Raw genomic sequence first — 14303 nt, 5'->3', positions numbered from 1 at the left:
CTGATGCTTCACCTACATTTGTACTTTTCACATTGGCAGTTACTATATTGGCAGTTACTATGACGCAGCAATATCAAGTTTTAGCTCGCAAATACCGTCCCAAGAACTTTCATGAATTGATTGGGCAAACGCACGTCTCGCAAGCACTGATTAATGCCATTGATTATAATCGTCTGCATCATGCTTACCTTTTTACAGGTACGCGCGGTGTGGGCAAGACGACGATTGCGCGTATTTTATCTAAATGTCTGAATTGTGATACTGGGGTGACTAGTACGCCTTGCGGTGTGTGTGATAACTGCGTCGCCATCGATCAAGGTCGTTTTATTGATCTGATTGAAATTGATGCGGCCTCTCGTACCAAAGTGGAAGACACTCGCGAGCTGTTAGATAACGTGCCTTATGCGCCAAGCCAAGGACGTTACAAGGTCTATCTAATTGATGAAGTGCATATGCTGTCTACGCACAGTTTTAATGCATTGCTGAAAACGTTGGAAGAACCGCCTGAGCATGTAAAGTTTTTGCTAGCGACGACCGATCCACAAAAATTGCCGATTACTATTATCTCGCGCTGTTTGCAGTTTGTGCTGCGTCCGTTGCCGCAAACCTTGCTGAGTGAGCATCTGGCAAATGTCCTTACCCAAGAACAGGTAGGTTATACTCAGCCAGCACTTTGGCAATTGGCCAGTGCGGCAAAAGGCTCGGTACGTGATGCCTTATCCTTGACCGATCAAGCCATTGCTTTCGGTCAAGGTGCGCTGGATGATGTCACTGTCAATGCCATGCTTGGTCTTATTGATGCGGCTGATTTGGTCAGTTTAATTACCGATATCTATAATCACGATAAGTCTGCCGTCGCTGCACATATTGAGCAAATGCGCGCGCAGATGGTTGATGCGACGAGTATATTTGATGGGCTGGCTGAGCTATTACATCAATTGGCGTTGACCCAACTGCTTCCTGAAGTGGCTCTCAATGTGAATGAGGCGCAAGCCCAAGACATTAATACGCTTGCGCAGCATATGAGCCCAGACGTCCTGCAACTGTATTATGAAATTGTCGTGCAAGCGCGTGAAGGTGTTAAGCTTGCCAGTACCCCGATGCAAGCGCTTGAGATGTGCATTTTACGCTTATTAGCCTTTCGTCCGTTGCCAGTCGATGAAGTACTAAGCCCTATTTATGATGGCTCTGTGTCATCTGAAGTACCAGCTATAGAAAATACGACTTCTACGCAGGCAGCCATTACCCATTCAGCTTCGATACCGCCGTTACAGCCTTATGATATCGACTATCAAGAGCAAGCCAGTATTGAGCAGCCAAACGCTAGTTTTGATGAGAATGCGTTAAGTATTAATCCAGCTCATGAGCCTGACCCCGTTGTTGAGCCTGAACCCGTTGTTGAGCCTGAACCCGTTGTTGAGCCTGACCCCGTTGTTGAGCCTGACCCCGTTGTTGAGCCTGAACCCGTTGTTGAGCCTGACCCCGTTGTTGAGCCTGAACCCGTTGTTGAGCCTGAACCCGTTGTTGAGCCTGAACCCGTTGTTGAGCCTGAACCCGTTGTTGAGCCTGAACCCGTTGTTGAGCCTGAACCCGTTGTTGAGCCTGAACCCGTTGTTGAGCCTGAACCCGTTGTTGAGCCTGACGCAAATGATTCTCAATTACTGTCTGAATCTGATGATCCACGCACGTTGTTGCGCTGCGCACCGCAAGAATTGATAGGCGAGTGGACGCCAGAGAAATGGGATTATTGGCTACAAACTGCTCGTGAAGCCGAGGTTTTGGCACAAGATGAGTTGGCGCTTGCTCGTCAAGGTATGATGACGGGTCTATGTAATGGCAAATCGACCTTTGTTACCAGCGTTGACAGTAAGCACTTGCAGGTAACCTTTCAGCAACTGGCAGAAAAACTGCAACAGCAGTTCACGCAGGCAGATATTGGTCTGCAAATCGATGGTAGCGTCATGCAAGCAGATGACAAAACACCTGAGCGTCGTCAACAAAAGCGTTTGGTGCAAGCAAAGACGGTAGCAGAATCAAAGTTGATGAATACACCGGTGATGAAATATCTGACCGAGCGCGGCGAAGGAAAAATGGGCAAAGTTCAGTTATATTAAACAGTCAGAAAAACGATTATTAATATTATTTAATAGTTTATGTAGTTGATAGATACAATATATCATAAAAAATATCAAGTCGATGTTATACTATCGCCTTGATATTTTTGCTTTTATTACTTATGAAATAAACTTAATTCAAACAACAGCAGTATATTTAATCGCTGTAAGGTAAACTAAAATCCTTTATAATGGTTAAGTTATACTAAAAATTAAAACGCAGCTTAGGTGAGAATATGTTGGATAATTTACGCGGTATGGCTGTGTTCGCCAGTGTGGTTGGACATGGCTCGTTTAGTGGCTCAGCTCGTGAGCTTGGTATTACTACCAGTGCAGTCAGTCAGCAAATTCGCTCGTTAGAAAACGACTTAGGTGTCGTACTATTGCATCGCTCTACTCGTAAGCTCAGTTTAACGGAAGCGGGTGAGAGTTTTTACGAAGCGGCAAAAGACGTGGTCAGTGCGGCTGAGCAAGGTAGAATTAAAGTCAATCAGTTACGTGATGAGCTCGCAGGTAGCTTGCGTGTGGCTACAACACCTGAGCTTGGAGTCAATCATATTTTGCCGGCCTTATCTACTTGGATGGCGGCACATGATGACCTGAGTGTTACTTATTTAGCAGACAATCATTATATCGATATGATTGATGAGCGTATCGATATCGCGATTCGTATGAGCCCAACGATCAATGATTCTAGTTTGAGTAGCCATCCTTTAACGGATGTGCGCCAAATGCTTGTCGCCTCACCACAGTATCTACGCCAACATGTAAAACTTAAAACCCCTAAAGATTTGGCCGAACATCAGCTGATTTGTATTGAAATCATGAAAGATGCCAATCAGATTGATATGATTCAGACCGAAACTGGCAAAAAATCGCGCATAAAACTGAATTCACGCATTTATACCAATAATGTGTTTATGGCCACAACTTTGGCAAAAGAAGGTCACGGTTTGGTTAGAATGATGGAAATGGACATTAGAAAAGAGCTAGAAAGTGGTGAATTGGTCGAAGTATTGACCGGTTATCAGCTGCCGAGCTTTGTGCTATATGCGGTTACTTTAAATCGGGATCAGCAGCCGGCTAAAATCACGCGTTGTCTAGAAGTGCTGAAGAAGTATTTCCATGCGAATTAACTTTTAATCTATTTATATATAGTCGATTCAATTTAAAAGTAGTACAAGGCAACCGAGTGTAGACGTATATTAAATACTTCAAGCGAGGTTAACGCAGTAATACTTTTATAGTGGAATGACTATACCCATAAAACTTGATCAGTAGTAAGCAAAAGAAGCCTATAGATAGCGATTATCTATAGGCTTCTTTTTAACTGTAAATAGGGTTTGTTTCTCTAAACCTTTGGGCTAAAACGACGGCTTTAATAAATCAATCAAACGATCAGCCACTTGTGTGCTTTCGTCACGGCTGATGTTAAGCGGTGGCAGTAAGCGTACCACATGGCCACCAGTTACATTGATAATCAGATTTTGCTCGTCACGGGCACGATCCACCAGCTTGCTACAATCCAACTCTTCAGGTAGCGCGATACCAATCATCATACCAGCGCCGCGACTGCTAACGCCATATTGTCCCAATGTATCGACTATACTTTCTCTGATGAATAAGCCTTCAGTCACTGCGTTTTCCATGATATTACTGTTCGCTAATACCTCGTAGACGCTATGGACCACGCGGCTGGCCAATGGTGTGCCACCATAAGTAGAGCCATGGCTACCAGCACCGAACAAGCCGTTAGCGCGACCGCGTACCATACAAGCGCCGACTGGAAAACCGTTACCTAGACCTTTGGCTGTCGTTAAAACATCAGGACGAGCGTTGCTATGTTGATAAGCAAAATATTTACCGGTGCGACCATTACCGGTTTGCACTTCATCCAACATAAATAGCCAATTATGAGCATCACATTCTGCTTGCAGCTCTTCAAGATAAGTAAAGCCATTGGGGGCAGTATTGAGTCCACCCTCGCCTTGGATAGGCTCTACAAAGATGGCGCAAATGTCATCATGAGCTTGCGCGGCTTGCTTAACCGCTGCAATATCGCCAAAGGGCACACGGATAAAGTCATCGTCCAAGGTATAAAAACCTTCGCGTGCTTTTGGGTTGGCAGTTGCTGATAAGGACAGTAAGGTACGGCCATGGAACGACTGCTCCATTACAATGACCTTTGGACGTTTAAAACCTTGCTTGTATGCATATAAACGCGCCATTTTTAACGCCGCTTCGTTTGCTTCAGCGCCACTATTAGCAAAAAACACGCTGTCCATTTGAGCTGCTGTACATAGCACTTCGCCAGCGCGCTCTTGCCAATCGATACCGAATAGGTTGCTCGTATGAACTAAGGTACCTGCTTGCTGCTGAATAGCATCAGTCACTTGTGGATGGCAATGTCCTAAGCCGCACACCGCGATACCAGTTAAGGCATCTAAGTATGGCGTATCGTCTTTGGTATAGAGCCAACTGCCTGAACCGCGTGTAAAGCTGATTGGTTGACGATTATAAGTGGGCATCAGGTAAGTAGCAGACATGTAAAACATCCTTGGTATAATAATTGAATAAAAGTGTAGTTTATAGCTCGTCAGAGAAAGGTGTGGTTTCCGCAGGTAACGTGTAGTCTTCGTTTGCCCAAGCACCTAAGTCGATCATTTTGCAGCGACTGCTACAGAATGGTTTATATTTATTGTCTTGCCATGCCGTCAGGGTACCGCAGCGTGGACAAGGATAGGTCTTGGGGGAGGTGTTTGAAGTAGAGTCAGTCATAATAAGTGAGGCCATCCTCATGGTTATTAGGAAAAGTACAATCAGTGAAAGAGAATCGGTATAATAGCATGGGGCTAAAGAATGACAAAAGGCAAATACCCGTCTATCTATGTCAAACCAAATCAATCTAAGCAGAGCCAATAGTTTAACAATCAAATTGATACCTTGCTAAAGGTTATCGTTCACAGGGCTATATCTTATCATGATGCAACAACCAACGCTTTCTCATCAGAAAACCCGAGCTTTTCAACCACATAAACTGTCAGCACCGCGTGACTTTATTATTCCAAATATCATTAATGACAATAAAGATGAAAAACCGTTAATGCTAGAGATTGGGGCAGGGAAGGGTAAGCACGCGCTCAGTTTTGCTACACAGAATCCTGGCAAGCAGCTGATAGCCATTGAACGTACTCGTAATAAGTTTGAAGCATTTGCTAAACTTGCCACACAGCAAAATGTAGCTAACTTAAATGCTATTCATGCTGATGCGATCGCGTGGATCGTACATGCGATCGCACCCCGTAGTATTGCCAAAATTTTTATACTATACCCCAACCCTGAACAGCACAATCCTAATCAACAATGGTTGAACATGCCATTTTTTGAGTTCTTATTATCGCGTCTAAAAGTAGGCGGAGAAGTGGTGCTAGCGACTAATATAGAAGCGTATATGGATAATGCAGCGCAACAAGCCTCTGCGGTATGGTGTTTGCCAAATACTCGCTACCACGTGCCAATAGATAGTGAGCGTACGCACTTTGAGGTTAAGTACCTAGCACGCGGAGAGACATGTTGGGAGCTGACGATGCGTAAGCCAGAGGGCTATAAAACGAGGTTTGATAATTGGCATGCTAGTAATTTGAAAGACAAAAAATAGCCTAAGCAAATAAAATGATTAAATAAAAAAAACTGCCACTAAAGGGCAGTCCAAAAATCGCATGTTTTTATACTATAAATAAGGCTTCACTAATTTATTAGAGTCCGTATAAGCGTCTAAAACTGTTAAAAGGGTGTAAGCACCAATAAACTTACGACTAATAAACATAAATTCTTTTGGCGGCAGATTAAATTCGAAAGACTGCATAGCCCGTGTCGCAGCAGATGAGAGGCGTGAATGCAGCTTGCTGTTTGCCCAGATATAGCGATTTTGTTCATCCAAACACTCAGTAGGAATGTCGCTATTCATCGCGGGATCACTAAAAGGCTCAGTTGCCAATAAAAATAACGAGGCAATATCAGAACGGACTTTATCACTCATCGTGTCAAAAAAGTCATAGCCAGTCATGGCTTGGATCATCGCCTGATGATCATGACGATAACCAGCTTTTAGTAAACCATGAGCAATCGTCAATAGAGTGTTATCAAACTGGCGAATAGCCCCAAAATCTAATAATACTAACTTATCAATATCGTTTTCATTATCGCTGACACGGACGAGGTAGTTACCAAAGTTTGGATCCGTTTGCATCTCGCCCCAAACAAAAATTTCTTGCATCATAATTTCTATGGCTGCTTGACCAATGGCATTGCGGCGCTCGTGCGGCAAAAGCTGTAGCGCTTCAGAAACGACACTAATGCCAGGCTCATAAGACATACATAACAGACGTTTGCTCGAATAAGTGCGATTTATTTTGGGCACAGCATAACGTGGATCATCTATCAAACGCTCATAAAAACGCTCAGTGGTTGCAGCCTCTGCCTCATAATCAACTTCGTGATGAAGTAGGTCGCGTATCTCTTCAAACCATGCATCGAGCGAGCGTGTTTGCGGGACAATGTTGCTGACTTTTAGCAAACGCTTAAATAAAGCAAGATCAGAGTTGATGGCGTCTGCCACCCCTGGATATTGAATTTTCAACACCACTTGCTCACCAGTCGCTAATACCGTGGCTCGATGGACTTGGGCAAGAGAAGCTGTACCAATCGGGATAGTATCTACATCAAGCTCACTGAGTTTGTCACCCAGTAGTTGACGCAAGGTATGCTCGATGGTTGGCCAAGACAGGGTAGCCGTATCATCATTAAGCGTTTGTAAGGCACGTGTTATCTCAGGTGGCAATACATGCTCACCATAAATGGCCAGCATTTGACCGATTTTTACTACTGAGCCTTTCAGTTTGCCCAGTTCTTCTGCCACATAATTTGCCTGCGCTTCCATAAAAGCTTGGTTACGTGCCGTGCGCGCTTCTTTATTCAAAAACATACCAGACACGCTATTGCCTGCCCAACGACGACCAATATTTAGAGAGGTTTTGGCAATCGACATACGACGCTCAAACCCTGAGGTTTTTAAGTTGTCAATTGATTGCTTATTATTAGAAGGTTTAGACGTATCATTTGCCATAAATATAATCATTCATCCAGTTGGTATTGATTTGCGGGTTCAAAACCTACAATACAAGAGAGATGCGACGCGCAGGTACAAACGGGTACAAAATTGTATCATATAAAGAGAAGGCGGTTTATAAGCCTTAGTTGACTACTGGCAGTTACTTTGTAAGCTAAAGTAAGATTCGAACGTTTACACACGTTAGCCACTGTTGTTGCTACAAACGACTTCATAAAGAAAAGTCTGTATCGATTTAAAGATACAGCAAAAAACACGACCTAGCATAGTACTAGGGCGTGTCATTGATTAGCACATTGATATATTTTAGTAGTCTGAGAATGGCTCAATTTTGCCAACCATCGTCAGAAACCTTGTCAATAATGGACTATGCCTTTGCTTTTTCGCGGGTAATCGCATGATGACCGATATCGCGGCGATACTGCGCCCCATCAAAGCTGATTGCACCTGTTACTGCTAATGCGGCTTGTTGAGCGTCTGAAATAGTATCTGCTAATGCCGTCACGCATAATACTCGTCCACCATTAGTAATAACTTCTTTATTATTACCCGTATTTGCCGTATCAGCATTTCTATCATGTGAAAAGGCCGTGCCTGCGTGAAAGACTTTAACCGCACTATCACTATTGGCATCCAACTCTGGCAAGCCAGCAATCACATCACCTTTTGAAGAAGTGTCAGGATAGCCTTTTGAGGCAACCACGATACCAAGGGCAGGGCGCGCATCCCATTGAGCATCACTTGGTAATTGACCAGCCAGCCCTTGAGCGACTAAATCTACCATTGAAGACTGCAAGCGCATTAAAATAGGCTGTGTCTCTGGATCACCAAAACGGCAGTTAAATTCAATGACATACGGATCGCCTGCCTTGTCAATCATGAGGCCTGCATATAAAAATCCAGTATAAGGATGACCGGCGGCATTCATAGCGTCAACCACGGGCTGAATAACTTGTGCCATTACCTTGTCATGAACCTCTTGAGTAACGACTGGTGCAGGAGAATAGGCACCCATACCACCAGTATTAGGCCCAGTGTCGCCTTCAAAAGCGCGCTTATGATCTTGGCTGGTTGCCATCGGTAGGATATTTTTGCCATCAACCATACAAATAAAGCTGGCTTCTTCACCTTGCAAAAACTGCTCGATAACCACGCGGCTACCGGCATCGCCAAACTTATTGTCAGCCAGCATATCGTCGATTGCATCATGTGCTTGTTCGACAGTCTCCGCAACGATGACGCCTTTACCAGCAGCTAGACCATCCGCTTTGATAACAATAGGCGCACCTTGCTCATCAATATAGGCTTTGGCAGCATCAGCGTCTGTAAATCCTTGATAAGCCGCCGTTGGGATATCGTTCTGTGCCATGAATTCTTTGGCAAAGGTTTTTGAGCCTTCTAATTGCGCACAATATGCGGTCGGTCCCCAAGCCTTAATGCCAGCAGCACGGCAGGCGTCGACGATACCTGTGACTAGTGGCGCTTCTGGGCCTACGATGACCATATCGATGGCGTTATTTTGGCAAAACTCGATGACAGCACTGTGTTCGTCCGCCTCACTCCGTGCAGGCTCTAAAACAACGTTTTGGCATTTAGGTTCAAGGGCAGTACCAGCATTGCCTGGCACGACGTAAACGTGTTGGACATTGTCGTCTTTTGCACATTGCCATGCTAGCGCGTGTTCGCGACCACCTGAGCCAATCACCAAAATATTCATCATACGTCTTGCCCTTAGCATTAAAGTTAATAATGAGTTAGTCATACACTCTGAGAGATACGGTCATATTCTAACAAAAAAAGTGTCTTGATTACCATGAGTATCCACTTGCCAGCAAGTATTCGCCAATAATTAAGGCTTCATTGTCTCATGAGCAAAGGTTATCGGCATGTTGCTGATTCATGAAATGATGTTGTACGCTTTAGCTATGAGCGTAGGTGCGTTACACTTCAACATATTAACGGTATCAAATCTAGCAAGCCGTTTGCTCTTATAAAAATTAGGCAATAAAAACCAGGAGAGGATGCCAATAATAACAAGGTAGCTCACAAATGGAGCACTACCATCCGACATCGGTAAGATTCATTATATTCAAACGTTGCTAGTCATTGATATTGATTAATGAGTGAAAATAAATAGAGAAAATTGAAGTACTAAACTTATAACAAGGACAGCAAACATGCCAAACTCTCTAAGTATCGCAAAAGAGCACATAAGCCAGATAAGCGATATTGCCACCAACTATGTACAAAATGACAAATCGCTATTTGATCATTTTATTCATAGTTATTACCAGCCGCTGCATCAGGAAACAGCAGAGGCGATAAGTAATACTGATTTAGCTGGCATGGCACTCCATCATTTTACGCTACTGAAATCTTATGATGGCAAAAAACCACAACTCGCCATTTTAAATCCAAAGGCAGAAGAGCAGCATTTCCACAGCTCACACACAGTCATACAGATAGTGGCTTACGACAGGCCGTTCTTGGTAGACACAATCTTGATGAGCCTTGAGGCTCAAGGTATCGACGTCCATCGCACGTATAACATCATTATTAGTGTTGCGCGTGATGATGACGGCAATATCGTTCATATTGAAGGCGCGCATGAAAGCGCCACGTCTCACTTATCTTTGATTCACTGCGAAATTGCCTATCAAGACAACGAAGAGTTGGCGGCATTACAAGAACTATTATTAGCAAAAGTGGACACGCTTGATACAGTCGTTGGCGATTGGAAGCAAATGAGAGAAAAACTGACTTCTATTCAATCTGAACTATCAAAAAAACCACTGCCAGAAGTATTCTATTCCCAGAAAGAGATTCAAGCATTTTTGGATTGGATATTAGACGATCATTTTATCTTTTTAGGCTATCGTGAGTACCGCTTAGAAGGCAATAGTATGATGGATGTCAACAGCGACGCTACTAACGCCAAAAATGCAGACTTGGATTTATTTGCTATTGGTAATAGTGGGCTTGGTCTGCTACGTGGCGCTGAAGAAGACAAACTGTCAGAAAGCTTTAGCCAACTGCCAACAGTACTCAAGCAGCTATTGACTGAGCCGCGCGTACTGATGCTCTCTAAATCAAGCCGTGTCTCGCCTGTGCATCGTCCAGTATATATGGACTTTTTGGGCATTCATAAGTTCGATGACAACGGTAAACTGGTCGGTGAATATCGCTTTATTGGTTTGCTAACGTCGCAAGCCTATCAGCTGACCGTTCAGCAAATACCACTACTGCGCGAAAAAGCCAATAAAATCATGGCAATGGCGTACCTGCCACGAGATGGTCATGCACACCATAAAATGATGCACGTCATCAACACCTTGCCACGTGATGACCTATTTCAAGCCAGCGTCGAAGAGTTATATCCCATTGTCTCTGGCATTAGCCAATTACAAGACAAAAAGAGCCTACGTCTATTCAGTCGCATCGACCATTATCAGCGTTTTGTTTCCTGCTTGGTCTATATTCCCCGTGATAAATTCAACACTGAATTGCGCATTAGAGTACAAAATGTCTTGAAAGATGCTTACGGTGGCACGTCATCTGGCTTTACCACTGAGTTTAATGAATCTGCCCACGCTCGTGTGCATGTCCATGTACGCACCGTGCCCGGTCAAGTTAATGAAGTGAATACGGCAGCTCTAGAAGAGAAGCTATCGGCACTCATGCAGTCATGGGGTGATCATTATCAAAAAATGCTACTCGATAATATGGGTGAACAACAAGCCAATGCACTCAATCGTCGTTTTTTAAATTATATACCTGCCGCTTACCAAGAACGCTTTGATGCTCGTACCGCCGTCGAAGATGTCAAGCGTCTGGCTGGGTTAACCGACGTTCAGCCAATGATTTGGCACTTGTATCAGTCAACGGGTGATGCGAGTAATCAGTTGCACCTGAAGCTCTATGGTCGTGAGCAACCAGTCATCTTGTCAAAAGTATTGCCCATTCTTGAAAACTTTGGTGTCTCGGTGATTTCAGCGCAAACCTATGAGTTTGACTTGCCTGAAAAGCCTATTTGGATGCAAGAGTATGAGCTCACCTTGGAACATGTCGATACGGTCAATATGCAAGTGGTGCGCAATCAATTTGAAGAGAGTCTCAAGCAGATTTGGGCAGGACGTGTTGAGAGTGACTCTTTTAACGAGCTGGTATTGATTACTAAGCTAGACACTTATGATGTGGTCGTGCTCCGCGCCTTGCAGCGCTATATGATGCAAGCCCGAGCACCATTCTCTAGTGCTTATATTCAACAGACTGTGGTCAAAAACAGCGACATTAGTGTGGCATTAAGCAGCTTGTTCGATGCGCGTATGAATCCTAAATATAGTGAAGAGGCGCGCCAAGAAAAAACCACGCAGATTCAAGAGCAAATTACAGCGGCATTGATAGACGTTGATAGCTTGGATGAAGACCGTATCTTGCGTTGGTACTTAGACTTGATCAATGCGATGGTGCGTACCAACTTTTATCAGAGAGACAGTGAGGGTGTACGTAAAGATCGCCTATCGTTTAAGTTCTTGGCAGCAGATATTCCAAACTTGCCCAAACCTAAGCCAATGTTTGAGATATTTGTCTACTCACCACGCGTTGAAGCCGTACATCTACGCGGTGGTAAAGTCGCCCGTGGTGGTCTGCGTTGGTCAGACCGTATGGAAGATTTCCGTACCGAAGTACTCGGTCTGGTCAAAGCGCAAATGGTCAAAAACGCGGTTATTGTTCCTGTCGGTTCAAAAGGCGGCTTTATCGTCAAGACCAAATCTATGGCAGATGGCCGCGAAGCGTTTCAAGCCGAAGGTATCGCCTGTTATCAGACGTTCTTACGCGGTATGCTCGATGTCACGGATAATATTGTAGATGGAAAAATTGTCCCGCCAGCCGATACGGTGCGTCATGATGAAGACGATCCGTACTTAGTCGTTGCAGCCGATAAAGGTACGGCAAGTTTCTCTGATATTGCCAACGCCTTGTCTGCCGAATACAACTTCTGGCTCGATGATGCCTTTGCCTCGGGCGGCTCGGTCGGTTATGATCACAAAGCCATGGGTATCACCGCTCGCGGTGGTTGGGAGTCGGTTAAACGTCACTTCCGTATGCGCGGCATGGACATTCAAAACCGTGATGACTTCACTGTGGTCGGCATCGGTGATATGAGTGGTGATGTATTTGGTAATGGTATGCTGCTCTCAACCCATACCAAGCTGGTCGCTGCTTTTAACCATCTGCATATCTTTATTGACCCTAATCCAGACACTGCTGCCTCATATGCCGAGCGCGCGCGCTTGTTTGAATTGCCACGCTCATCGTGGGCTGATTATGAAAAATCATTAATCAGTCAAGGTGGTGGTATATTCTCACGTCAAGATAAAAGTATCGCTATCAGTGCTGAAATGAAAGACCTCTTCGATATTAGCGAAGACAACTTAGCCCCTAACGATCTCATCAGTGCTTTGATGAAATCACCGGTTGACCTCATTTGGAATGGTGGTATCGGTACTTATGTCAAAAGTGAAAGCGAGAGCCATGCCGATGTTGGTGACCGTGCTAATGATGTGCTGCGTATCAATGGTAATGAGCTGCGCTGTGCGGTGATTGGAGAAGGGGGTAATCTGGGCTTCACCCAGCAAGGGCGTATCGAATACGCACAAACGGGTGGGCGCATTTATACCGATGCCATCGATAACTCAGGCGGTGTGAACTGCTCAGATCATGAGGTCAATATCAAAATCCTACTCGGCAAAGTAGTCGAACAAGGCGATATGACTTTAAAACAGCGTAATGAGCTGCTAGAAAGTATGACTGATAATGTGGCAGAATTGGTGCTGCGCCAGAACTATCTACAACCGCAAGCGATTGAGCTCAGCCATATCCGTGCCGCTGCTAACTTAAGCGATCATCAGCGCTTCATCCAGATGCTAGAAGGTGAAGGGCGTCTTGACCGTGCTATTGAGTACTTGCCAGCAGACGAAGAGATTGCTAAGCGTCAAAAAGCAGATACGGGTTTGACCCCTCCTGAGCTTGCAGTGGTCATGGCGTATGGCAAAATGTGGGTTTACGACAACTTGTTGCTATCCGACTTGCCAGATGACCCGTATTTCATCAATGAGCTGCGCAAGTACTTCCCAGATGAGCTGGCTACACGGTTCTTTGATGAGATGACTGAGCATCGCTTGCATCGTGAGATTATCAGTACTTATATGACCAATAGTGTGGTCAACCGTTTGGGTATCGAAGCATTGTTCCGTCTCTATGAAGAAACAGACCAATCTCTAGCGACCATCATCCGTGGATATGCGATTAGCCGTGATGTCTTTAATGTATCAAAAGCTTGGAATACGCTTGAGTCGTTAGACAATAAAGTCGATGCGACATTATTGCTTAACCTTGAGCTACGTCTACGTGATGCGCTCGAGCGCGGTGTGGTTTGGTTCATCAATACCTTTGGGCAAAACTTGCAAGTCGCTGATATGATCAGCCGCTTTAGAGATAGTGTTGAGAAATTAACCAAATCAGGCGGGTTCATTGAGCAGCAATTTGCAGAGTACTTAGAAGAAGACACTCATAGCCTAATGCAAAAAGATCTGTCCGATAGTGATGCCACCTTGTTTGCTATGCTGCCTTACCATGTCGATGCGCTAGATGCGGCGTTACTTGCCGAGCAGTATGAACGTCCTGTCGATGAGATTGCGACTCTATACTTTGAAGCCTATCAAGTCTTGCAGCTCGATTGGATGACGGATAACATCGCGACCTTACCGCAACAAGGTTATTGGGATCGCCGTGCACGTCATGCCTTAGCGAATGAATTATCACGCAGCTTGCGTCTATTGATGGATGCTGTTCTCTCAAAACCAGATGCAAAACAAGCATTTAGTGAGTGGAAATCTCGTCATCAAAACCAGCTCGAATTGATAACGACAGAGATGCATAAGCTCGATAGTAATGATGATATTCAAATCAGTCTGTCAACGCTATCTGTGCTCATGAGTGAGCTGAGCGGCTTAGTGACAAAGTAGCTAGAAAAGTAACTAGCAAAACAGTTGCTATTA

General features: G+C 44.6%; 8 protein-coding genes. 4 read left to right on the top strand and 4 right to left on the bottom strand.

Features of this window, described 5'->3' with window-relative positions:
• Window positions 1-59: 59 nt before the first annotated feature.
• On the top strand, window positions 60-2114 hold the full coding sequence (gene dnaX, locus J5X94_RS01010; protein WP_210539434.1) for a DNA polymerase III subunit gamma/tau: 2055 nt from the start codon (window positions 60-62) through the stop codon (window positions 2112-2114).
• Between the two features lie 236 nt (window positions 2115-2350).
• Complete coding sequence (locus tag J5X94_RS01005; RefSeq protein WP_010198065.1) at window positions 2351-3250, top strand: LysR family transcriptional regulator; 900 nt, start codon at window positions 2351-2353, stop codon at window positions 3248-3250.
• Between the two features lie 228 nt (window positions 3251-3478).
• Here the strand turns inward: J5X94_RS01005 and J5X94_RS01000 are convergent, their stop codons facing one another.
• Both J5X94_RS01000 and J5X94_RS00995 read right to left on the bottom strand, forming a co-directional pair.
• The gene (locus tag J5X94_RS01000) at window positions 3479-4660 is read right to left on the bottom strand and encodes an aspartate aminotransferase family protein (protein WP_210539432.1); all 1182 of its coding nucleotides are present in this window, start codon (window positions 4658-4660) and stop codon (window positions 3479-3481) included.
• 40 nt (window positions 4661-4700) lie between these two features.
• Entirely contained in the window at window positions 4701-4892 is a 192-nt protein-coding gene (locus tag J5X94_RS00995; RefSeq protein WP_210539430.1) for a DNA gyrase inhibitor YacG, read from the bottom strand.
• Between the two features lie 202 nt (window positions 4893-5094).
• Here J5X94_RS00995 and J5X94_RS00990 point away from each other — a divergent pair, with 202 nt between their 5' ends.
• Window positions 5095-5772, top strand: a complete 678-nt coding sequence (locus J5X94_RS00990) for a DUF938 domain-containing protein (protein WP_210539428.1) — start codon at window positions 5095-5097, stop codon at window positions 5770-5772.
• 72 nt (window positions 5773-5844) lie between these two features.
• Here J5X94_RS00990 and J5X94_RS00985 read toward each other — a convergent pair whose 3' ends face one another.
• Together J5X94_RS00985 and purD are read right to left on the bottom strand one after the other, a co-directional pair.
• Window positions 5845-7239 (bottom strand): ABC1 kinase family protein, encoded by a 1395-nt coding sequence (locus J5X94_RS00985; protein WP_010198056.1) that lies wholly within the window; start codon window positions 7237-7239, stop codon window positions 5845-5847.
• Between the two features lie 370 nt (window positions 7240-7609).
• Complete coding sequence (gene purD, locus J5X94_RS00980; protein ID WP_210540015.1) at window positions 7610-8959, bottom strand: phosphoribosylamine--glycine ligase; 1350 nt, start codon at window positions 8957-8959, stop codon at window positions 7610-7612.
• Window positions 8960-9419: 460 nt separating this feature from the next.
• Here purD and J5X94_RS00975 point away from each other — a divergent pair, with 460 nt between their 5' ends.
• Complete coding sequence (locus tag J5X94_RS00975; protein ID WP_210539426.1) at window positions 9420-14270, top strand: NAD-glutamate dehydrogenase; 4851 nt, start codon at window positions 9420-9422, stop codon at window positions 14268-14270.
• Window positions 14271-14303 lie beyond the last annotated feature (33 nt).

Origin of the sequence: Psychrobacter sp. K31L, assembly GCF_017942195.1 — a bacterium.
Classification (GTDB): Bacteria; Pseudomonadota; Gammaproteobacteria; order Pseudomonadales; family Moraxellaceae; genus Psychrobacter; species Psychrobacter glaciei.
The sequence above is the reverse complement of the archived record's forward strand: the minus strand, read 5'-3'. Positions and strand labels throughout refer to the sequence as shown.